General features: G+C 67.4%; 25 protein-coding genes and 1 tRNA gene. 15 read left to right on the top strand and 11 right to left on the bottom strand.

Features of this window, described 5'->3' with window-relative positions:
- Positions 1-36: 36 nt before the first annotated feature.
- Together sepX and NA8_RS24115 are read left to right on the top strand one after the other, a co-directional pair.
- On the top strand, positions 37-1140 hold the full coding sequence (gene sepX / locus NA8_RS24120; protein WP_063052617.1) for a divisome protein SepX/GlpR: 1104 nt from the start codon (positions 37-39) through the stop codon (positions 1138-1140).
- Positions 1141-1231: 91 nt separating this feature from the next.
- Positions 1232-1307, top strand: a tRNA-Ala gene (locus NA8_RS24115).
- Positions 1308-1318: 11 nt separating this feature from the next.
- Here the strand turns inward: NA8_RS24115 and NA8_RS34010 are convergent.
- The 3 genes from NA8_RS34010 to NA8_RS24105 all read right to left on the bottom strand — a co-directional run bounded on the left by NA8_RS34010 (position 1319) and on the right by NA8_RS24105 (position 2319).
- Positions 1319-1525 carry a hypothetical protein gene (locus NA8_RS34010; RefSeq protein ID WP_157106884.1) on the bottom strand — a complete coding sequence of 69 codons (207 nt, stop codon included), beginning with the start codon at positions 1523-1525 and terminating at the stop codon, positions 1319-1321.
- A gap of 395 nt (positions 1526-1920) precedes the next feature.
- The gene (locus tag NA8_RS24110; protein WP_063052616.1) at positions 1921-2124 is read right to left on the bottom strand and encodes a hypothetical protein; all 204 of its coding nucleotides are present in this window, start codon (positions 2122-2124) and stop codon (positions 1921-1923) included.
- Positions 2125-2130: 6 nt separating this feature from the next.
- The gene (locus NA8_RS24105; protein WP_063052615.1) at positions 2131-2319 is read right to left on the bottom strand and encodes a hypothetical protein; all 189 of its coding nucleotides are present in this window, start codon (positions 2317-2319) and stop codon (positions 2131-2133) included.
- A gap of 219 nt (positions 2320-2538) precedes the next feature.
- Between NA8_RS24105 and NA8_RS24100 the strand changes: the two genes are divergently transcribed.
- Positions 2539-3006 (top strand): NUDIX hydrolase, encoded by a 468-nt coding sequence (locus tag NA8_RS24100; RefSeq protein ID WP_063052614.1) that lies wholly within the window; start codon positions 2539-2541, stop codon positions 3004-3006.
- 589 nt (positions 3007-3595) lie between these two features.
- Here NA8_RS24100 and NA8_RS24095 read toward each other — a convergent pair.
- From NA8_RS24095 to NA8_RS24085, 3 genes are read right to left on the bottom strand one after another with little or no spacing between them, the layout of a single operon-like run.
- Positions 3596-4249, bottom strand: a complete 654-nt coding sequence (locus NA8_RS24095; RefSeq protein ID WP_245663972.1) for a hypothetical protein — start codon at positions 4247-4249, stop codon at positions 3596-3598.
- 8 nt (positions 4250-4257) lie between these two features.
- Positions 4258-5397, bottom strand: coding sequence for a radical SAM protein (locus NA8_RS24090; protein WP_063052612.1), 1140 nt, complete (start codon positions 5395-5397; stop codon positions 4258-4260).
- The gene (locus NA8_RS24085; RefSeq protein WP_063052611.1) at positions 5394-6077 is read right to left on the bottom strand and encodes a hypothetical protein; all 684 of its coding nucleotides are present in this window, start codon (positions 6075-6077) and stop codon (positions 5394-5396) included. Before NA8_RS24085 ends, NA8_RS24090 begins: the two co-directional genes overlap by 4 nt.
- A gap of 242 nt (positions 6078-6319) precedes the next feature.
- On the opposite strand from NA8_RS24085, the gene NA8_RS35295 reads away from it, so the two are divergent.
- Positions 6320-7144, top strand: coding sequence for a hypothetical protein (locus NA8_RS35295; protein ID WP_174550129.1), 825 nt, complete (start codon positions 6320-6322; stop codon positions 7142-7144).
- A gap of 9 nt (positions 7145-7153) precedes the next feature.
- Positions 7154-7720, top strand: coding sequence for a CGNR zinc finger domain-containing protein (locus NA8_RS24075; RefSeq protein WP_063052610.1), 567 nt, complete (start codon positions 7154-7156; stop codon positions 7718-7720).
- 54 nt (positions 7721-7774) lie between these two features.
- Here NA8_RS24075 and NA8_RS24070 read toward each other — a convergent pair whose 3' ends face one another.
- The 3 genes from NA8_RS24070 to NA8_RS24060 form a co-directional block, all read right to left on the bottom strand.
- Positions 7775-8311, bottom strand: coding sequence for a hypothetical protein (locus NA8_RS24070; protein ID WP_063052641.1), 537 nt, complete (start codon positions 8309-8311; stop codon positions 7775-7777).
- Positions 8312-8490: 179 nt separating this feature from the next.
- A complete protein-coding gene (locus tag NA8_RS24065; RefSeq protein WP_063052609.1) occupies positions 8491-8862 on the bottom strand; it encodes a DUF2511 domain-containing protein in 372 nt (123 codons plus the stop codon).
- 165 nt (positions 8863-9027) lie between these two features.
- Positions 9028-9480: a hypothetical protein gene (locus NA8_RS24060; RefSeq protein ID WP_063052608.1), complete on the bottom strand. Its 453-nt coding sequence runs from the start codon at positions 9478-9480 to the stop codon at positions 9028-9030.
- A 137-nt stretch (positions 9481-9617) separates the two neighbouring features.
- On the opposite strand from NA8_RS24060, the gene NA8_RS24055 reads away from it, so the two are divergent.
- A complete protein-coding gene (locus NA8_RS24055; protein ID WP_084467050.1) occupies positions 9618-10244 on the top strand; it encodes a TetR/AcrR family transcriptional regulator in 627 nt (208 codons plus the stop codon).
- Here the strand turns inward: NA8_RS24055 and NA8_RS24050 are convergent.
- Positions 10228-10893: a TetR/AcrR family transcriptional regulator gene (locus NA8_RS24050; RefSeq protein WP_063052607.1), complete on the bottom strand. Its 666-nt coding sequence runs from the start codon at positions 10891-10893 to the stop codon at positions 10228-10230. The genes NA8_RS24055 and NA8_RS24050 overlap by 17 nt on opposite strands.
- Positions 10894-10994: 101 nt before the next feature.
- Here NA8_RS24050 and NA8_RS24045 point away from each other — a divergent pair, with 101 nt between their 5' ends.
- The 3 genes from NA8_RS24045 (at position 10995) to NA8_RS24035 (ending at position 12969) form a co-directional block, all read left to right on the top strand.
- The gene (locus tag NA8_RS24045) at positions 10995-12464 is read left to right on the top strand and encodes a cytochrome P450 (protein WP_084467049.1); all 1470 of its coding nucleotides are present in this window, start codon (positions 10995-10997) and stop codon (positions 12462-12464) included.
- The gene (locus tag NA8_RS24040; protein ID WP_063052606.1) at positions 12461-12646 is read left to right on the top strand and encodes a ferredoxin; all 186 of its coding nucleotides are present in this window, start codon (positions 12461-12463) and stop codon (positions 12644-12646) included. Before NA8_RS24045 ends, NA8_RS24040 begins: the two co-directional genes overlap by 4 nt.
- A gap of 89 nt (positions 12647-12735) precedes the next feature.
- Entirely contained in the window at positions 12736-12969 is a 234-nt protein-coding gene (locus NA8_RS24035) for a metallothionein (RefSeq protein ID WP_063052605.1), read from the top strand.
- Between the two features lie 30 nt (positions 12970-12999).
- Here the strand turns inward: NA8_RS24035 and NA8_RS24030 are convergent, their stop codons facing one another.
- Entirely contained in the window at positions 13000-13737 is a 738-nt protein-coding gene (locus NA8_RS24030; protein WP_063052604.1) for a uracil-DNA glycosylase, read from the bottom strand.
- 327 nt (positions 13738-14064) lie between these two features.
- Here NA8_RS24030 and NA8_RS24025 point away from each other — a divergent pair, with 327 nt between their 5' ends.
- The 6 genes from NA8_RS24025 (at position 14065) to NA8_RS24000 (ending at position 21194) form a co-directional block, all read left to right on the top strand.
- Positions 14065-14508, top strand: coding sequence for a GyrI-like domain-containing protein (locus NA8_RS24025; protein ID WP_063052638.1), 444 nt, complete (start codon positions 14065-14067; stop codon positions 14506-14508).
- Positions 14505-14939 carry an effector binding domain-containing protein gene (locus tag NA8_RS24020; protein ID WP_063052603.1) on the top strand — a complete coding sequence of 145 codons (435 nt, stop codon included), beginning with the start codon at positions 14505-14507 and terminating at the stop codon, positions 14937-14939. Before NA8_RS24025 ends, NA8_RS24020 begins: the two co-directional genes overlap by 4 nt.
- A 247-nt stretch (positions 14940-15186) precedes the next feature.
- Positions 15187-15960 carry a hypothetical protein gene (locus NA8_RS24015; protein WP_174550128.1) on the top strand — a complete coding sequence of 258 codons (774 nt, stop codon included), beginning with the start codon at positions 15187-15189 and terminating at the stop codon, positions 15958-15960.
- Positions 15950-18088: an Rv1355c family protein gene (locus NA8_RS24010; protein WP_063052602.1), complete on the top strand. Its 2139-nt coding sequence runs from the start codon at positions 15950-15952 to the stop codon at positions 18086-18088. Before NA8_RS24015 ends, NA8_RS24010 begins: the two co-directional genes overlap by 11 nt.
- 67 nt (positions 18089-18155) lie before the next feature.
- Positions 18156-19973: a putative bifunctional diguanylate cyclase/phosphodiesterase gene (locus tag NA8_RS24005; RefSeq protein ID WP_063052636.1), complete on the top strand. Its 1818-nt coding sequence runs from the start codon at positions 18156-18158 to the stop codon at positions 19971-19973.
- Between the two features lie 93 nt (positions 19974-20066).
- Positions 20067-21194, top strand: coding sequence for a glycosyltransferase (locus NA8_RS24000; RefSeq protein ID WP_063052635.1), 1128 nt, complete (start codon positions 20067-20069; stop codon positions 21192-21194).
- Positions 21195-21304: the final 110 nt, after the last annotated feature.

The raw sequence follows: 21304 nt of genomic DNA, 5'->3' as shown, positions 1-21304 counted from the left end.
GGACAAAACCCCAGGCGGGACGGAGGTGCTGACGCGATGCCGAATTCGATCCTGTGGATCGGGCTGGTCGTGCTCTGGGTCTTCGTCCTGTTCCCGATCCTCGCCGATCGCCACCCGAGAATCCGCCGGACCACCGACGCCGCGCTGGCGACCAGGGTCCTGCATCGCGGCGGAGGCAAACGACGTCTCCGGAAAGGCCCGGCCGCCGGGCACGAAACCGATCCGAACTGGCGGCCCCGCCGCGTACCGAGAAAGTATCCCCACAGCGATGATGCGGAGGACCGGATGACGACACCGGCCGACGAGCCCGTCACCGAGACCGACGAGGAAGAGATGCCCGCGGCCGACGACGTCGCGGCATCCGACATCGCTGACGCCGAAACGGATGACACCGAGGCCGCCGACTTCGGGACCGACGCGCCGGACGAGGTCGGGCCGGACGAGGCCGAGTCGGACGGCGTGGAGTCGGACGACGAAGAAGCCGCCGAAGTCGCTGCGAAGATCGACGCGGAGGCCGATGATGGCGGCGTGGGCGCATACCACCCCGAGACGGTCGCGGCCAGAATCCCGCCCGCGCGCTCCACCGCGCCCGCGCGCGTGGACTACGACGAGTACGACGACTACGACGGCGGCGGCTCGGCGGAACAAGATTTCGTCCCCAGCCGTCGTGGCCGCGGCGGTTACGACCCCGAGGCCGACGCCATCGCGCGCGCGGCCCGCTACACCTTCCGGCAGCGCGCTGTGCTCGGCCTGCTGCTCACCGCCATCCTCTCCGGCGCCCTCGCCTTGGTTCTCACCCCCTTGCTGTGGTGGGCCTGCGGGCTCGCCGCCACCGTGCTGGTGACCTACCTGGCCTACCTGCGCAAGCAGGTGCGGATGGAGGAGGAGATCCGCCGCAGGCGCGCCGCCCGCCTCCACCGTGGCCACCAGGACGAGGCCGATTCGCACGCCCGGCGAGCCCGCGCCCCACACGGCGCCATGGACCGCGACACCGCCCGCGCCCTCCGCCGCCGCTCCACCCTGGTCGAGCCCGACGACGAAGACCCCATGTTCGCCCACCTCGACCCCTTCGACCCCGCCACTGCCCGCGCCCTGCGCACCCGCACCAGCGGCGACATGCGCCGCGCCGCCGGCGCGTAGCCCTCACCTGTTCCCGCAGGTCAGGGTACCGATTCGGAGTCTGGGCGGATGGCCTGATACAGTGTCACAGCGCGGTTCCCCGGAACCGCACGGGGCTATAGCGCAGTTGGTAGCGCGTCTCGTTCGCATCGAGAAGGTCAGGGGTTCGATTCCCCTTAGCTCCACCAAAGGTCTTTATTCAATACTGCCCTAAAGAAAGCCGCAGGTCAGGCTTCAGTAAACGTAGCGACTCGCCACCTCTTCGGGTGGCGAGTTCTGTTTCCGGCAGGTGCCGCTTCAGCACACTTCGTGCCAGCATCGCGGCTGTGCCTGTCTTCACCTCGCTGCACGGCCGTAGTTCCGGCTTGTACGGCATCCAAATCGGCCGATGCCGGTTGTAGCTCATGTCCGGTGATCTCCTCGTTGAACACATATATCCGCTTGAAAGATGGCCTGGTTCAGCCTGCGCCGGACCTTGTCGCTGGCTTGCGCACATCCCGTGCGGATCACGCAGCAGCTCCTCGCGCACGGGTGATGTACTCCACACCAGCGTTCGGATTCTCGGCCACCTGGCTCAGTCGGCCGTCAGCCCCTCCCGCGTGCGCTGGGTCTCCGTCAGGCGGGTTTTGATCCGAGCTTTCGGCATCGCGCCGCCCTCGGCCAGCCGATCGGGTTCGCTTCCTTGGTCTCCAGTTCCATGAGCTGATCCTGAAGCTGTTTCCGATCCAGCCGCTCTCAGCCACCGTCTTCTCCAGGGCCGAACGCATCATCCTGACCCGATCGGAATCCTGGCGACATCGCTCAGTCACCGTCTTCGATCAACAGTATGTACGCCGCCTCCAGATGCACGATGCATTCGTCCGAATGGTGATGGCGGTGGATATACAGCAGTTCCCTGGCGCGTTTGATGGTGAGATCAAGCAACTGCACCTGGCACATGAATTCGGCCAGCATGCCGTCCGCTTGGACAAAGGTTCTGTGGTTCAGAGGTTCTGGCGTAGGCATCAGGCATCAATCCCGGAGCGCCGCGCAGGGCAGGGGCGGCAGATCTTCCCGCATGTTGTCATCGACGGTCACCGTGAGCCCCGGACGGTACTGCGCCAGTTTATCGGCCACGTTCCTGGCCTGTGCCGCGCTGGCTTGATAGTCCAGCCGCAGCGCCCCGGACTCAATGTGGATGTGCCGCAGATCTTCCGTCATCTCCCGGTTCCTCCCGTTGGCGACCGCGCCGCTACAGGGCGGTCCCAGGGTCGAGCCTGGTCCGGGTGGCCGAACGGTTCTATACCGGCGGTTGCCCTTGCGAGTATGCGTCCGGCACATATTCAGCAAGCTGGCCGTGGATTAGGCTCGGGCGCTTCACGAGCTTCAGCCGCCGGGGCGCGGCATCAACGACAAACATCGAAACGAAAGGAAGCATCTATGAGTAGTGCGGCAACCGAGACGATCCAGCATGCAAAGCCACAGCGACACAGGGTGACCGGCGACGTTCACTTGGTGTTGCGCCGTGGTGACACCGTGCTCTACGGGCAGCGCTACAACACCGGGTTCGAGGACGGCGCATGGCACTTGCCCGCCGGCCACCTGGAGGCTGGCGAATCCGTCGTCACCGCTCTGATCCGCGAAGCCGCCGAGGAGATCGGCGTGACGATCAGGCCGGAGGATGTGCAGTTCAGCCACATCATGCACAACTCGTCGTCCGGTGGCCGTATGGCGATCTTCTTCACCGTGACGAACTGGCAGGGCGAGCCGACGAACTGCGAGCCCGATAAGTGCAGCGCGCTCGACTGGTTCGCGCTCGACGCTCCGCCGGATCGCATGATCGACTACTGCCGCACCGCGATGCGGCACATCGCCGAGGGCACGCCGTTCTCGGTCTACGGCTGGTAGCGCTATGACGCTCCAGTCCGGCCCGGTGGTGTGCGTCAGCTACCTGGCGCTGGCGGAGCTGTGGAACATGCCCCAGTTTCCGGTAGCAAATCACGGGGCGGAAATCCGAAGTATTGAGTGGTCGGGAGCAGCCGACGGACCAATGACAGCGGCGGTGCTCGCCCTTGGGAGCGCCCTCGTTTCTCATCTCCAATGGAGCTGGCGACGACGAACAGGGTCAGTACGTTCGCCGATGGCTGGAGATGATGCCGCGCACGCCGCGGCGCCGGAAGCGGCGAGATCGTTGCTGGTTCCGACGGGTGCGGGCTGGGTGGTCGTGACGGCCGGAGCGTTCGGCGCGGTCGCCGTCCGCAGATCGGAAACGGTGTCTATGCCCGGCTTCCCAGTGGAAGTTCGGCATACCCACTGCGCTGGAGCAGCTTTCTAGGCGGAGCTGCTCTACGGCCTGCGGTCTGGATGGCCGATGCATCGTGGCATGCTGCTTGGATCGGCCAGCGGGGCGCTCCGGTGTGCACGACACCAGAGTGCCCCGCTGCCGACCTTGGCCGAGCTGCAAGCGTTCATCGCCTCGCGCTCGGTCCGTCGCCAGCTAGAACAACTGCCACTCGTCCAGGCAGCCGATGAGTTCTTGCAGCCTTGCGGGCGTCATCCGCTTACGGAGCGCATCTTCTGCCGATTCCTGCGTCGCACCGTACTGCCACCACGCCTCGCCCGTCTTGCGGTCCATCACGAGGAACTTGTCCTTGACCGCCGGGCCGCGGATTACCAGCGACACCGTGTACGGCTCGGCCACGACGGCGTGAACCATCATGTGATGCAGGGCGTAGGTCGTGCCCACCGGTTCCTCCCGCGCTTGCAACACTGGCAGTTTCATGGGCTCAACCTGCTCGTCTACCTCGGCATTGCCGAACAGATGGTGTCGGTACTTTCCGCGCAGGATGCGGCTGGCGTAGGACCAGCGGTGATTGTGCGGCCGGTCGAAGTAGCCGGGCAGGAAAACGTGCAGCCGGATACGCACGCCGTGATCGTCATCGGTGTGCAGCACGATCTTGTCGAGGATGTCGTAGTGCTCGCACAGGGTGAGTAGTTCGGGCCGGTCGGGCAGTTCATCGAGCCGTGCACGCACAATCCGGGGTTCGGCGGCGAGTTCGTTCAAAGCCCGGCGGCAGTTGAGTTCAACGTCGTCGATGTCGTTCCAGTCGATCCAGCACAGATTTTCGGCGATCCGGTCCATGTCGTCCATCGGTTTCCTCATTCTTCGGGTTTGGCGCTGGACTTCCACAGGCGGCAGACCGGCATGATGTCGTCGTATGCCTCGCAGGAGGCCTTGCCCATCACCAGCTCTTCGGCGGGGCAACCGCCCATGCATGCGCTGGCTTTGCAGCCGCCGCAGGAGCTTTCGGCCAAGGCGCTGGTGAACAGGTCGAACTCGTTGGTGTTGTGATTGAGCTGGACGTGCCCGTCGACCATCTGGGCGAAGTACAGGTCGGTGTCGAACAGGTACGAGCAGACGTAGCAGCGGCCATCCGGGAAGATCGAGATCCGGTCCAACGTTCGGCCGATGCACCCTTGGTAGCCCTCGGCCGCGTAGCGCTCCATCTGGTCGCGCCGAGCGTAGGTCGGTTGGTACCAGACCCGCGTTTTGTATTCCGGCGCAATCTGATTGAGCCGATCGCAGAACGTCACCCATTCTGGTGGCGTCATCGCCAGCTCGGCGTTGCCGTGGCCGGTGCCGATGGTCGAGAAGACGTGGAACTTCACCAGGCTGACGCCCAGCACGTCCGCGATGTCGAGCAGCTGCAACACATCTCGTTCATTGGCCTTGTTCACCGTGCAGATGATCCGGGTGTCGAAACCGCGCTCGGCCAGTTCGCGCGTGGTCTCCATCGCGTCATCGAACGTGCCAGCGCCGCGCACGGCATCGTGCGTCTCCCGGCTGCCACCGTCCATGCTGACCTGCACGTACGCGAAGGCATCCGGCGCCAGTTGCCGGAACTTCCTACGCGCGGATTTCTGAGCATTCGTCGTGGTGATGACATGCTCGTAGCCGAGCTGGCGGCTCAGCCGCACGGCTTCGCAGTAGTACGGATGCAGCGTAGGTTCGCCGCCGAGGAGGGTGAGCTTGCTGCCGCCCAACTTGCGCCAGGTGGTCAGCGTCTCGGCGATCTTCGGCAGCGGCATCTTGAGCGCCCGCTCCAGCCGCTCGCCCATGTAGCAGTGCTCGCAGCGCAGTTGGCAGGCTTCGGTGATGTAGAGGCAGACGTTACGGAATCGGCCGTAGGCCACGCGGTCGATGCGCTCTGGCGTGGGGAGGTCGATGCGGCGCGGCATCCGAGCGTGGCCGTAGCCATCACCTCTCAGACCGGGCGTTGGCAAGGGGACGGTCGTCATAGTGATCTGCTCCGTGAGATAAGAAGCGGGGCAAGCAGTTCCGCTGCTCCGTCGATCGTGTTGGTGGTATCGAGCTGGGTGACGGCGATCCCGGAATCGGTAAAGCCCGCTCGGATTCCGGCTGCCGTGTGGTGGTAGCGCTGCATCCGGGCTTTGAGCAGCCGGGGTGAATTACCACGCCGGGGATGCAGGAGACCGCCGCAGTGGGCGCACTGCCACGGGTCGTCGTTGCTCGGAATCGCCGGCAGTCGCGGATCGGAGATCGGGTCGCGTTCGCAGCGGTGGCAGACCTTGCGGTTTCTGGCCCGCTGCTTGAGTGTCCTGACGTCCGTGACCACTTCGATGGCCTCGATATGCGGCATCGGGGTCAGCATCCACAGCGTGGCCAGGAGTTGGTCGACCTGGTTGGCCGATCCCGGAAAGTTGTCGAGCAGGACGGTATGGACATCGGGGTCATCGTGGGCAGCGTTGAAGTAGGAGCGCAGCGCCTCGGCCACGATGAACTCGTCGATCCAGCCGAGTTGTTCGCTGCTGGTCGCCGTCGCGGCCAGCACCTCCTTGGAGACGTGCTCGCGGAGCCGGAATACCCGGCGCCCTGGTGCCGATCCGAGACGCAGTGTCAGGGTTGTTTTGCCAGCGGCGGGTGGCCCGAAAATCGGAACGACGAGGGACAATGCCACGGTCTCCCCCTTTCCCTAGTGGACCTTTGGGTGACTGGCTAAGGGTCAGCCGACTGCGCAAAAACGGCCACGACGCGGGGGTATACGCGCTATGTATGAAACGTATAGCGGCCAATGCCAGGCCCTGGTACGGTCACGCGACCAGGGCAAACGGCGTACCAACGCCCAAGAGACCCCAGGGGAAACAAACCATGAAACGGGCATCCCAGGAGCAGCGCTACTGCGCCCGATGTGGTTCCAGGTTGAATCGCTACAACTCCGAACCTCTGTGCGCCCCTTGTGAATCCGTATCTCGCGGTGAGCGGCAACAGCCGCCGAGCGTTCCCAGTGATTTCTGGCATACCGACCAGATCCGCGATGCCCTCGCGACCTGGCACATGGGCCGCGTGATCTTCGCTTATCGGACGCATCCGTACCACGGCCGACCACTGCCGCAGGAGCTTGTTGCCAATTGGCTCGAACTGACGCAGGCGCAGCTCAGCCGCATCGAGAAAGGCCCGGCCCCCGAACAGCCCTCGAAGTTGGTGCGGTGGGCACAGATCCTCGGCATCCCGGCGGAGCTGCTTTGGTTCAAAATGCCGTCGCCGGTTGGTGGTGTGACGCCAGCGGAGCCATCTATCTCGCGCGGGGCTGGCGAGAACGCCCTGCTGCTGGCCCGCTGGTTGGTGTCGGATGGAGCCGACGCCCCTCCGGTCGGAAATGCCGACGAGCTTCAGCGTGTCGGCGCAGCGCTGGATAACGCGCATCGCTACTTCGATGGGCCTGTGGTGGACTTCTTCCGCCAGCAGCTCGTCCGATGCAAGGCGGACGATGGCACGCTTGGCCCTGCGGCGGCGCTCCCGCTGGTTCTGGGTGTCCTCGGGGCCATTCGCCGGCATAGCCGCGATGCCAAGCCCGAGATCCGGCGTCAGCTGCTGGAGGTCGGGGCCGATGGCGCCGAATTTGCAGGTTGGCTCTACCGCGACCTGCACGATCCGCTGACCGCGACGTTCCCGTACGACCGGGCAATGGAATGGGCGCAGGCAGACGGTTCTAACATGGCTCCGCATCGGCCGGCAACCAGCTAAGGTGGTTCCATGCCTGCTGGGCCTCCTGACTTTCGCCTCGGTAACGTGCTGGCGACCAGCTTCACGGGGACTCTGTCGGAGCGTCATGGTGACCCGGTGGAACGCATTCCCACGCCGCAGCGACTCGTCGACTGGCTGGTCGTGAACGGCCTGGCCGTGGACTCCTGCACCACCGCTCAGCTCGAACTCGCCCGGGAACTGAGGGAAGCGATTCACGTCGCCGCGACAGCGGCCGCGAATCATGACGCTCTGCCCGCGTCTGCTGTCCAAGTCATCAATGACCGCAGCATGGCGGGTCGGGCGGCGGCCATCCTGACGCCCGAGGGCAGTCGTCAATGGCGACTCGGCTCGGCTTCCTGCGTAGAAGATGCCTTAGGCGTGGTCGCCGCCGATGCGATCAGCATCATCGCAGGCGAACGCGACGGAAAGTTGGCGTTGTGCGCATCGCCGACCTGCCGAGCCGCCTTCTTCGACACCAGCCAGAGTCGCACCCGCAAATGGTGCGACATGAACACGTGCGGGAATCGTCAGAAGAAGGCGCGCTTCAATGCCAACCAGCGCAAAAACAAACGCTGAATGCCAGGTGGCTCTGATGCCGGGGCCTCGTATCGGGCAGAGCTGCCCGGTGGCTCAAGCAGTGGCGCTACGCAGGGCGAACCAGCCGGTGCCGGGGTCGGCGAAGCCGTGGTACATCAGGCGGATTCGCTGGTCCACCTCGAAGAGGCGGTAGACGGCGAGCATGGCGCGGGCGGTCGCTTCCTGCTGGAAGTCGTCGATGCGGCGGTAGCCGATGGGGTGTTCGGGGAGCAGGGCAAGGCGGGTCAGTTCGGTGGGATCGGTGATGTCCAGGCCGATCGGCGCGGCGTCGGTGATGTGGTGGTCGTGCAGGATGTCGTGGACCTGATGGGGGTCGGGGCGGCCGGTACGGAACTCGTGCACTTCGGGACGTAAGCCCGGGCCCGCGGCCGCCGGTTCGTTCTCGACCAGGTCGATCATCTCGGCGTCGGGGGTCGGTGCGCCGGTGTCGGTGGAGAGCGGGGCCTGTTCGAGTAGGTGCAGCATATTGCCACCGGGGATCAGCGGCTCCGGTGCGAGGAACAGCGTCACCGTGGGGCACAGGCAACCCGGGCCGACCAGGCAGACGCGCAGATGGAACGAGTCGGGCATGCGGCCCTCCTGCATGGGGCGGACCGGATGCACCGGCCCTCGCTGGATCGGGACGTCGAGTTACGCCGATCGCGAAGCTGCCGCAGCGCTTCGACGGTCGACCGTGCCGCAATTCCCCAGTCTAGGAGCCGGGCACAGCGCGCGCACCGCCATCACGCGCTTTCGTCAGCGGCCAGCTGTCAGCCGGAAAGATGGCAGAGCGCGAGGGTTTTGCTGCGCATGGCTCCGAGGCTGATCTTGTCGCCTTCAGCACCGGTGGCGCGAAGGGGTTCGATGCTCGCGATTCCGGCGGTGGAGGCGTTGTCGTTGAGCGCGTAGGCGGTGCCGTCGGGGGCGATGAACACGGCGAGGTCACCGGGCCGGCATTCCAGGGTGCCGTGGTCGACGGTGAGCGGCCACAGGTAGCCCAGATTCTCGCTGCTGATCGCCTGACTGGTGGAAGTCGGTGTTGGGAGGGGTGACGGAACCGCGTGCGCGGGATTCTTCGGACCTGACCCGCCACCGCATGCGGCGGTCGCCAACGTGCCGGCGATGAGACCGGTGACCAGCATCCGCCGGAGATCTCTACGGCGAGAATCGAGATCAACGCGCTTTTCTAACACGGACATCCGTGTATTCCCCCTTTGCGTCGCGCCGACTCGAGGCGCTCGGCACGCAGCCTACCGGCGGAATCCGCAGCAGCGCTAGGAATGCGGCGCGGTGGGCGAAATCGAACCTCAGCTGATCTTGATCTCGACCGGCGGGGCCGCCACGTGCGGGTAGTCGGTTGTCACGTCGACCTGTACGCGGCCGGGGCCGGTGGGCAGGGCGGCGAAGACGGTTCCTGGTGGCTGGTTCCCAGCCGTGTCGTCGCGGATGGGGACGGCCACGGTGCCCGCGGCGCCGGTGTCGAGGTTGCGCCAGTTGGCGAACGCGGTGAAGGCGCACGGCGTGTCCACCGGCGTCTGATTGGCGAAGCTGATGCCGAAACGGGCCGCACCGGGTGTTCCGGTGGGTGAGGAGACGCCCGCCCGGCCCTCGCCGTAGCAGGCGTCGCCGAAGGTGTAGACGACTCCGATGTTCACGAACGCGGGTTCATCCGCCGTCGCCGGGGCCGCGGACGCCGCGAACCCGCCGATGCACAGCGCCGCGACCAGGGCGCTTCGTCCGGCCGGCTGTCTGCCTCGCACTGTCGATCACGCTCCTTCTTCGTCGAATGAGCACTCTCGGACGGCCATTGTGCCCTCTCCGGCACGGTCCGCGGTCCGATTCCGGCGCGACGTCGCCGCCGTATACGCGCGACCGTGGACCGGCCTAGCATCGGAACGTGGAGCGAGGATCGTTGCTGAAGGCGAAGGCGGGCGGGAAACTGCACGGCGGCAATCATGGGATCGCGCCGGAAGAGGTATTGGCCGCGCAGCGGGCCCGCATGCTGGTGGCGATGATCGAGGCGGCCGCGGACAAGGGCTACGCGGCGGCGACGGTGGCCGACGTGCTGAAGCGGGCCGAGGTTTCGCGGATGACCTTCTATCAGCATTTCGCGAACAAGGAGGCGTGCTTCCTCGCCGCCTACGACATGGCCGTGGAGATCGTGATGACCCGGATCGTGGGTGCGCTCGCGGCCGATGGAACGCCGCTCGAGCGGATAGACCGCGCACTCGACGCGTATTTCTCGACCCTGGCACAGGAACCGCAGGTCGCGAAGGTCTTTCTGGTCGAGGTGTACGCGGCGGGCAGGTCCGTGCTGGAGCGGCGGCTGGCGGCCCAGGCCGCTTTGGTGGACGGATTCGCCGCGGCGCTCGGCGCGGCGCGGCCGCATCAGCGGCTGGCGGGCGAGGCGGTGATCGGCGCGGTCGTCTCCTTGGCGACCAACCGCGTCCTCGCGGGCGACTTCGCCGCGCTGCCCGGGCTGCGCGAGCCGCTGATGTCGTCGTTGATCAGGAATCTGGTGTGAGGCCGGACAGTCGTCCGGCGACCGCGGGCAGCCGATCGAGCATCGCCACGGTGAAATCGCCCAGCAGTGCGATCAATCCGTCCCGGTCGACGTCGAGTCCGCCGTCCAGCCAGACCATGACCAGTTCGGCCGCGCCGCCGGTGATCAGCTGCGAGGTCGCGGCGATGGCGGTGTCCTGCCCTTCGGGCAGTTCGAGCACCAGGCGCGTCTGCTCGATGATGACGTCGGCGACTTGGCGCATGCCCGCGAACCGGCTGCGCATGAGCGCATCGTCGCCGTAGGTCTGGGCGAAGGCCACCTTGGCCCGCCGCGGGTCGTCGGTGAGTTCGACGATGAGGGCCGCGACCCCGGCGCGGATCCGGTCGGCGGGTGTGCCCGTGGTCTCGGCGATGGCGGCCTTCGCCCGGTCGAGCGCCGCCTGCTGGATTTCCACCAGCACGCCGGAGGCGAGCGCGTCGCGGTCGGGGAACGCTTCGTAGAAGAAGCGCGGGCCGACTTTGGCCTGTTCGCAGACCCCGCGCACGGTCAACGCCGACAGTCCCTGGGTGCCGATGATGTGGAGGGCGGCGTCGAGCAACCGCCTGCGCCGGTCCTCACGGCGCTCGGCCGTGGAGGCCCCGCGGTAGGTGCCGCTGACGGTTCGGGTCACCACGCAAGCTTGGCACAGGCGAAATTGGGAAACAAACGTTTACGGAAACGTATGTTTCCTCTATCGTCGGACTATCGCAGTGTCGCGAAGGGAAGACGGTCATGAGTCTGCTTGCGCCCCAGTCGTTCGATGAGGTCTCCGGCGCGATCCGCCAAGCGCGGACCACCTGGGCGTGGCACGCGCAGCGGGCGGCCGCGCGGGCGGTCGCGCATTACCCGGCGCCGGTGCGGCCGCTGGCCGATCCTCCGCAGGGTAGCGGACTGAAACCGGTGCTCGGCGACTTCGGGCTTCCCGGTATCGGGTACACCGTGCACGCGTTGGCCGATCCGATCGGATTCGCGCGCACCCGCTTCGATCGCCTCGGTCCGGTGCAGTGGTTCGGCATGCTCGGCAGGCGGATGGTCACCTTCGGCAGCCCGGAGGGGTACGAGGCGGTGATGCTGGACCGGAACAAGGTGTTGTCCGCGCAACGTGGCTGGGAGTGGCTGATCGGCCCGTTCTTCCGCGGCGGCTTGCTGCTGCGCGATTTCGACGACCACCTCTTCCACCGGCGCGTCATGCAGCAGGCTTTCACGCGGCCGCGGTTGGTCGGCTATCTCGAGATGACCACGCCCCGGATCACCCGCGGCATCGCGCGATGGGAGCCGGCCGACGACTTCCGCGTCTACCGCGCGATCAAGAAGCTGCTGCTCCAGCAGGCCACCGAAGTCTTCGCGGGCGCGGAACTCAGCGCGGACGCCGCACGGCTGGAGCGCGCCTTCGAGGACGCGGTGCGCGGTGGGGCCGCGCTGATCCGGGCGAACGTGCCGGGCGGGGTGTGGGCCCGCGGCGTGCGCGGGCGCCGGGTGCTCGAGGAGCACTTCCGCCGCGCGTTGCCCGCCAAGCGCGCGGGCGGCGGCAAGGATCTGTTCAGCGTGCTGTGCCGGGCTAGCACCGCCGAGGGTGAGACCTTCACCGACGACGAGGTGGTCGAGCACATGATCTTCGTGATGATGGCCGCCCACGACACCAGCACCATCGCGGCGTCCATGCTCGTCTACGAGCTGGGCAGGCATCCGGAATGGCAGGAGCGGCTGCGCGCGGAATCCGTCGCGCTGGGCAAGCCCGCGCTGGACTACGACGATCTCGACCGCCTGCCCTCGCTCGACCTCGCGTTCAAGGAGGCGCTGCGGGTCTACTCTCCGGTGGCTCAGCAGGTCCGCGAAACCATCGCCGACACCGACATCCTCGGTTACTACCTGCCGAAGGGGACCTTCATCCTGTGCGGGACGTACGGGCTCATGCGCAACGAGGAGTACTGGCACGACGCCGACATATTCGATCCGGAACGTTTCGCCGACCACCGCCGTGAGGACAGATCGCACCGCTTCGCGTGGGCGCCCTTCGGCGGCGGGGCGCACAAGTGCATCGGCCTCTACTTCGGCGGCATGACGGTCAAAGCCGTGGTGCACCAGATGTTGTTGCGGTATCGCTGGAGCGTGCCGGACGGCTACGAGCTACCGCTGGTCGCCGGCACCGGACCGGTGCCGGCCGATGGCCTGCCCCTCCAATTGGAGCGGATCGGCCGATGAGGATCGTCGCCGACCGCATCGTGTGCGCGGGCCATGGCATGTGCGAAGCGCTGGCGCCGGATCTGTTCCGGGTCGGCGAGGACGGAATCGTCGTGCCCGCCGACACCGTCGCGCCGTCCGAGCGGGAGCTGATCGAGCTCGTCGTGGACAGTTGCCCGGTCCAGGCGCTGCGCCTGACCTGAGGTTTCCGATTCGTTTTGTGTCGCCGGCGCTGGGTACCGCGAACTGCGACGCTCTAGTCCATTCGACGCGAGAGGACCGGTGAGACCAGATGGCCACCTGCGACACCTGCGGAAACGAGTACGACAAGACGTTCACCATCACCCGCGACGGCGAGTCCGCCACCTTCGACAGCTTCGAATGCGCGATCAATGCCATGGCGCCCACGTGCACGCACTGTTCCTGCCGCATCGTCGGCCACGGCGTGGAGGCGCGGGGGGAGTACTTCTGCTGCGCGCACTGCGCCCATGAAGCGGGTCACCCGGCCCTGGTCGATCACGTCTGAGTTCGCGCGACAGCGGCGATGCGGGAGCGATCACCCGCGCGGTGGGTGGCTTCGCCGCACCTCGAGCCCGGCGGTCGCGGCCGCGTCGGCGAGTACCGCCTCGAGCATGGCCGGAGTGAGTCGTCCGGTGAAGGTGTTCTGCTGACTGACGTGATAGCAGCCGAACAGGTGCAGCGGGTTCCGGTCGGCATCGGTCGCGGCCAGTTCCACCTGCGCGCCGTGCCCGAAGCGCGGTCGCGGGCGCGGCACCACCCAGCCCGCCCGGGCCAGCACCGGGAGCAACGCCTGCCAGCCGAACGCGCCGAGGACCACCACCGACCGGAGGGTGGGCCTCAGCAGCCGCAATTCGGTATCCAGCCAGTGGCCGCAGCGATCCCGTTCCTCGGGTGTCGGCTTGTTGTCCGGCGGCGCGCAATGCACCGGAGCGGTGATCCGCACGCCGTCGAGCCGCAGGCCGTCGTCGAGGCTGATCGCGGTCGGCTGGTTGGCGAGGCCGACCGCGTGCAGTGCCGCGTAGAGCACGTCGCCGCTACGGTCGCCGGTGAACATCCGTCCGGTCCGGTTGCCGCCGTGCGCGGCGGGCGCGAGTCCGACGATCAGCATTCGCGCGTCCGCCGGGCCGAAGCCGGGGACCGGGCGGCCCCAATAGGTCTGGTCGCGGAAGGCGGCGCGCTTCTGTCTCGCGACGAGTTCTCGCCAGGCGACCAGACGCGGGCAGGCGAAGCAGTCGGCGACCGCCGAGTCGAGTTCGGCGATGGTCCGGCACATGTCAGTACCGGCTGTTCGGGTCGGCGGCGCGGCGGTGCCGGTCGGAGATCGGCGTCTCATACATCAGAACTCCGTTCGGAGGTGCCCGAGGGGCGAACCGGACGATCATGCCCACTATGCATCAGCGCGACCCGCCGGTGCCGTCGGCCGCCGATCGCCTCCGTCCGGACCGTACCGCTTCGGACATCTGTCCAGTTCAGCAGGGTGATCGCGCGGTCGCCGGGGGCGATGTGTGATCGGTACCACCCGGTTCGGGTTGGTAGCATGGCGATTCCGACCGACCGGACGCGGTGGTTCACCTCCGGCTTTCTCCGAAAGAGTCTTTCCATGCAGTTTGAAATCGTCGAGCGGGACGAGACGTGGGTTGCCGGGCTGCCGGTGCGCAGCCCCAAACGTGCGCTCGGGGAACTGCGTGACCGTGATCTGGAAGCCGCCTGGGCCGCGGTGCTGCATCAGGAGCTCGGCGGCCCGCTGGCCAGCGCCTACACCGATTACACCGGCGAGCTGGGCACCTACAACACGCAGATCGTCGGCTATCAGTGCGCGTCGTTCGACGACGTCACCCGCGGGCATCTGGTCGCTCGGCTGCCGGGCGGCGCCTACGCCCGGTTCTCCTCCGTAGGCAATTTTCCGCAGGTGATGACCGACCTGTGGACGCAGATCGCCTACGCCGAGGAGCACAACCAGATCAAACGGACCTACACGGGTGATTTCGAGTGCTACCCGCACGCATACAAGATCGATCTGTACCTGGCGGTCGACGCGCGATGAGCTATGCGATCGTGGTGCGTGCCGAGGCGATCTACGGCGGGCTGGTGGTGCCGCGGGTGCGCCCGAGCTTCAAGGTCAGCAACAGTGATCTGATCGATTTCCTCAAAGACCGGCTGCGCGACCGGGCCGGCGACGACCATCCGATGCACACGGTGTACGTGCCGGACCCGGCCGGGAACTACAACGCGGTGGTCTGCTTCGAGTACCCGTCCCCGGACGCCGTGCCGGTGGGCGATGTCTTGGTGCGGGTGCCGAAAGGCGTTTATGCCCGTTTTGCGCCGAATGGCGACTATCACGATCCCGTCGAAGACGTCTGGGCGCAGGTAGACGACGCGACGGCGTCCGCCGAGATAACCAGGGCTTATCGGGAAGAGATCGAGATCTGGCACGGGCCGGATTCGGTCGAGTTGTTCATTTCCATCCTCGTATAGCTTGCTAAACAGTAACTACACTCGAACCGACTGGTCTCCTCGTTATTTCCGATAGCGATTGCGCCGGGTTTGACCTGCGGAAATATTGCATGTACCGCAGAGTTTTCGGAAGATTAGCCGGACGGCTGGTCAATTCCTGTCCGATGACGGATACTGCCCTGGGCAACTTCGTCTCGGCTCGGGGCCGTGGGGGGCTGCATCGGGCTGGACTATCGCGCAGGGCAGCGCGGCGATGGAGTGGAACAACATGACTGTGGATCTGATTGCAGTCGTGCCGAAGAACTCCCGTGGGCGGGGAGTGCAACGGTATTACGACGCGCAATCCGAGTGTGCGTTCTTTGTCTCCGAACCGAGTGGTCAGCCGGAACTCTGGCGCCGGTATCTGAACGGGGCGCGCGAGGTTTACCGGCGATTCGGAGTCGAACAGGCGCTCGAATACGACGCCGTCGCCGACGGTGCGTCGACGTCGCTGTTCTTCGCCGCGCTCGACGCCGGCGGCGATATGGTCGCCGGGACGCGGATGCAAGGGCCCTACGTCGACGCGCGGCAGGCGCACGCGCTGGTCGAATGGGCTGGTCATCCAGGTGCGGACGACCTGCGGCGGATGATCGCCGACCGGATTCCGCACGGCGTGATCGAGGCCAAGGGAGCATGGGTCGCCCGCGACGCGGCCCACCGGGGGGAACTCGGCGCCGCGATCTCGCGCACCGTGCTGCACGGCGCGCGCCTGCTCGGCGCACGGTACGGCTTCGCGACGGTCGCCTCCTTCACCGTGTCCCGGCACGAGGCGTGCGGTGCGGTCGCGGCCGAGCGCATCCCGGCGGTGCCGTATCCGGACGAGCGCTACCGAACCGTTCCGCTGTGGTGGGATACGCGAAGCTATGGCGCGTTCGCCGAGGAATCGCAGCGGTCCGCGACGCGAGCCGAGCAGGACGCGCTCGGCTTGCCCACCGCGCGTCCGCTCGACACGCGGTGCGGGGTCGGCCGGGCGACGGAGGGCCGGCGCGGCCATGGGCGATGACCGGAACCGAGTGGCGGAATATCGGCCGCTGATCCTCGACCCGGCCGATCCGGCGGATGCGCGGACGCTAGAAGGCCTGCGCGACGACCCGCACGTCGAATTGCGCGACCTGCGTGCGTCGTTGCGCGCCGAGCGCGGCAAGATGGTCGCCGCGCCGGATATCCCGGAGGGGCCCGAAGCGGATCGCTGGATCTACTATCCGTGGCGCGCGGCGGTGGTCGGATTGCCGGGGCCGCGTACTTTCCGGTTGATTCGGCTGGATCGCAATCGGAACAAACTGACCAGAGCCGAACAGGAGCGTCTGGCCGAACACGTCATCGGGATCATCGGACAAAGCGCGGGAAACGCGATCGCGCAACTGCTCGCACTCGAGGGCATTTGCGGCGGGCTGCGCTTGGCCGATCTGGACGAAATCGAATTATCCAATCTCAACCGGGTGGCGGGAACGGTGTTCGACGTCGGCGTGAATAAAGCGGTGGTGACCGCGCGTCGTATCGCGGAGTTGGATCCCTATCTTCCGGTGGAGATCTTCGCGGCCGGTGTGGACGAGAATTCGGCGGACGAATTCTTGGACGGCCTCGCGATCCTGGTCGAGGAATGCGATTCCCTCGATATGAAACTGGTGATTCGCGAGGCGGCGGCCCGGCATCGTATTCCGGTGCTGATGGAAACCAGTGACCGCGGTTTGCTGGATGTCGAGCGTTTCGATCTCGAACCGGGGCGTCCGGCGTTTCACGGATTGCTCGGCGAGGTTCGCGCGAAGGATCTGCGCGGGCTGACGTCGCGAGAGAAGGCGCCGTTCGTGGTGAAGCTGCTCGGCGCCGCCGGGCTGTCGCCGCGGCTGGGCGCCAGCCTGGTGGAAGTCGGCGAGACGGTGACCAGCTGGCCGCAGCTGGCCGGTGACGTCACCCTGGGCGCCGCGAGCGTGGTCGCCGCGGTACGGCGCATCGGACTGGGGATGAAGCTGGCTTCCGGTCGAGTCCGGGTCGATGTGGAGCGGCATCTCGACGAACTGGCCGACCCGCCGCCGAACGATGAGCCGGTGTGGGCGCAGGCACCGCCCGAGCCGGTCGCAGGACCCGTCGAAAGCGTCCTGGCCTGCGCGCAACGGGCGCCGTCCGGTGGAAATACGCAGCCGTGGTCGCTGCGCGCCGAGGCCGGGGAGATCTCCATCGAACTGGCGCCGCAACACAGCACGGCGATGGACATCGGCTATCGCGGCAGTGCCGTCGCGCTCGGCGCGGCCGTGTACAACGCGCGGGTCGCCGCCGCCGCGCACGGGATTCTCGGGCCGTACGAGTTCGTCGAGGGCCCGCCGGGGTCCGGTCGTCTCCTCGCCCGCCTGCGACTGGGGAACGACCGTGGTGCCGAGCTGGCCGCCGACTATCCCGCTGTGCTGCGCCGCGAGACCAACCGCAGGATCGGCACGGGGGCCGGGCCGGCCGACGGTGTACTCGACTCGCTCACGGCGGTCGCCGAATCGGCCGGGGCGCACGTGCGCACGATCGTGGATCGGCACGACATCGAAGAAGCTGCCCGTTTGCTGGGCGATTCCGATCGAATCCGCTATCTCACGCCGCGCTTATACGAGGAAATGCTCGCCGAGGTCCGTTGGGCCTCCGACGACAACCTGGAGACCGGAATCGACGCGCGCAGCCTGGAGCTGACCGACGACGAGTGGGCGGCATTCGAGATCACCACCCGCGCCGACGTCGTGGCGCAGTTGCGATCCTGGGCGGGCGGTTCGGCGCTCGGCAAATACACCGGTGACCGGGTGCGCTCCAGCTCCGCCATTCTGGCGGTGACATTCGACGCGATCGACCCGCGATTGGCCGACTACGCCGCGGCCGGAGCGGCGGTCACGCGGGTGTGGGTGCAGGCCGAGCGCCTCGGATTGTGTGTGCAACCGATTTCCCCCGTATACCTCTACGCCCGACGTCGTGGCGAACTTGCTGCGATTTCCCCCGACTTCGCGGATACACTAGCGTCACTTCAGGGCCGTTTCCTGGACCTGCTGGAAGTGCCTGAGCATGAGACCATGGCGTTGGTGCTTCGCCTGAGCTACGCCTCCGCCGCCACCGTACGCAGCAGGCGGCGTCCGGTGCTCGGTGTGGACACCAGTAGTTAGCGCGATCGGAGACAATGTGCCACGGCGGACACTCGACTCGTTGGTGACCCAGGTCGCCTCTGAGCTCATGGGTGTGGACGCCACGACCATGGTCGCCGCCACCGAACGCGTGCTCGCTCAACTGGTCGAGTACTTCGACGTGGATTTCAGCTACGTGCGGCACACCGACCGCGAACGCCGGGCAACCGTGCTCGTCGCGGAGTGGCCGCACCGGCAGAACGTTCCCGATCCCGACCCGCTCGGCGTGATCTACTTCGACGGGGCCGATCCCGTGTTCCGTGCGCTGGAGAACGCGACCGAGCCGATGGTCGCGCGCCCGACCCCGGAGTTCGCCGACTACCAGGAGACCGTCCGCCGCGGTTCCGGCATCGTGGGGGTGACCTCGGCCGCCGTGCCGCTGCTGTCGCGGGGCGAGCCGACCGGCGTGCTCGGCTTCGTCAAGTCCGGCGATCGCGAGTGGAGCAATCGCGAACTCAATGTGCTGAAAGCGATCGCGGCGCTGTTCGCGCAATTGCAGGCGCGGGTGGTCGCGGAGGAACGTCTCCGATATATCGCGCTGCACGACGACCTGACCGGCCTGGCGAATCGGCGCGCGCTGCTCGAGCACATGGAGGAGCGATTACGCACCGGCAGCCCCGGCCCGGTGGCTGCCTTCTTCCTCGACCTGGATCGCTTGAAAGCTCTGAACGATTTCCTCGGTCACACCGCCGGGGACAATTTCATCCGCACGTTGTCGACGCGGTTGCGGGAGAACTTGGACCCCAACGACATGATCGCCCGGCTGGGTGGCGACGAATTCGTCATCGTTCCCGCCAAGCCCATGGACGCGGTGGCCGCCGAATACGAGGCCAACCGCATCCAGCAGTTGATCGCCCGGCGCGTCACCGTCGGCGGCGAGTCGGTCAGCCGGGGCGCGAGCGTCGGCGTAGCGCTCGGCTTCCCCGGCGAGACCACCGTCGCCGACGTGCTGCGCCGCGCCGATCACGCCTTGTTGTCGGCGAAATCGGGCGGCGGCAACGGCGTCGCGGTGTTCACCGACACCATGCGCGCGCAATTCGAACTCCAGGACGACGTGGAGCTCAATCTGCGCGGCGCGGTGTCGGACGGGTCGCTGCTGCTGCACTACCAGCCCGAGGTGGATCTACGCACGGGCCGCATCGTGGCGTTGGAGGCGCTGGTCCGCTGGCTGCACCCGACCAGGGGGTTGCTGCCGCCGGCCGCGTTCGTCACCGTCGCCGAGGCCACCAACCTGGCCGGGGAGCTGGGGCGCTGGGTGATCCGGTCGGCGTGCGCGCAGTTCGCCGAATGGCGCAGGCGCGGCCTGGCGGGCAATGTGGTGATGCGCATCAACGTCTCGCCGGTGCAGCTGGTCAGCCTCGACTTCGTCGAACGCATCGAGGACATCCTTCGCCTGTTCGGCATCGATGGCAGCTCGGTGTGCCTGGAGATCACCGAGCACGTCGTGGTGCAGGACCTGGCCCGGACCCAGGTCACGCTGCGCGGACTGAAGCGGATGGGCGTGCAGATCGCCATCGACGACTTCGGCACCGGCTACAGCTCGCTGTCGCATCTGAAGGCGCTGCCGGTGGACGCGGTGAAGATCGATCGGGGGTTCGTGCAGCGGCTCGGCGCCAGCACCGACGATCTGGCCATCGTGAAATCCATCATCGGCCTGGCCGGCTCGTTCGGGCTCGGCGTCGTCGGCGAGGGCGTCGAGACGGCGGTCGCCGCGCGCACCCTGGTCGGCCTCGGCTGCTACCGCGCACAGGGCTTCCTGATCGCCAAGCCGATGCCCGCCGAGCAGGTCGAAACGCATCTCACCGCGGGCCGCATCCCCCTCGATCTGGATCTGCCCCGGGCCGGGCGCGGATTGCCCGCGCACTGAGATCACGGCCGCAGCCGCCGGTTATCCGGGTCTTTCACGGCCGTTCACGCACCGTTGGGCGCGGGTGCCCCGATGCGCTGCACGATCGGCCGCGTGCGCATAGTTCAGCTTGCGAACTTCTACGGCCCGCGTTCGGGTGGGCTGCGCACGGCGCTGCACCACCTGGGGGAGGGGTATGTCGCCGCCGGACACGACGTGGCGCTGATCGTGCCCGGTCCGCGCCGGTCGGAGGAGATCCTGCCCACCGGGGTCGCGCGGATCACGCTGCCCGCGCTGGCCATTCCGTGGACCGGTGGCTACCGCGCGGCGGATCCACGCCGGGTGGCCGATGTCCTGGACGGATTGCGGCCCGACGTGCTCGAGGTGTCCGACCGGCTGACACTGCGCGGCTTCGGCCGCTGGGCGCGGCGGCGCGACGTGACCGGCGTGATGATCTCGCACGAGCGGCTCGACCGGCTGCTCGGTCAGGTGCTGCCCGGTCCGCTGGCGCGGCGCTGCGCCGACGTGGCCAACCGGCGCACCGCCACCGACTACGACATGGTCGTGTGCACCACCGAGTTCGCCCGCGAGGAGTTCCTGCGCATCGGCGCGGCGAACGTGGAGTTGGTCCCGCTCGGGGTGGACCTCGAGCTGTTCAGCCCGCACCGGCGCGATCGCAGGCTGCGCGCCGATCTCGGCGTGCCGGGTCATCCGCTGCTGGTGCACTGCGGCCGGTTGTCGGTCGAGAAACGGGTGGATCGCAGCATCGAGGCGATCGGCGCGCTGCGGGAGGCGGGTGTCGAGGCGCGTTTGGTCGTCGCCGGGGACGGTCCGCGCCGGGACGCGCTACAGCGGCGGGCCCGCGCGCTGGCACCGCTGCCGGGCGGCGTGCCCGCCGTGCACTTCACCGGCTTCATCTCCGAACGCGCGATGGTCGCCAAGCTGCTCGCCACCGCGGACGTCTCGCTGGCGCCGGGCCCGCACGAGACCTTCGGCCTCGCGGCGCTGGAAGCGCTCGCGGCGGGCACCCCCGTGGTGGCCAGCCGATCCTCCGCCTTGGCCGACATCGTGACCGCCGACTGCGGCGCGGTGGCCGCCGACCATCCCTCCGCGTTCGCGCGGGCGGTCAGCGACGTACTCGCTATGCCACAGGCCGGTCGCCGCCGCGCCGCGCGTAGCCGCGCCGAGCAGTTCACCTGGCCGCGAGCCGTCGCGGGCATGCTCGCGGTTCTGGGCCGTTAGCGGCGTCCCGGTCGGCGGCCGCCCACTGGACTACCCTGCGGAGAACCGATTCGGCGATTCGAGATGGGATGCGCAGTGCTGGGTAGAGGCCGTGGGCGAGCAGGGCGAAC

This window comes from Nocardia arthritidis NBRC 100137 (genome assembly GCF_001612765.1).
Classification (GTDB): Bacteria; Actinomycetota; Actinomycetes; order Mycobacteriales; family Mycobacteriaceae; genus Nocardia; species Nocardia arthritidis.
The sequence above is the reverse complement of the archived record's forward strand: the minus strand, read 5'-3'. Positions and strand labels throughout refer to the sequence as shown.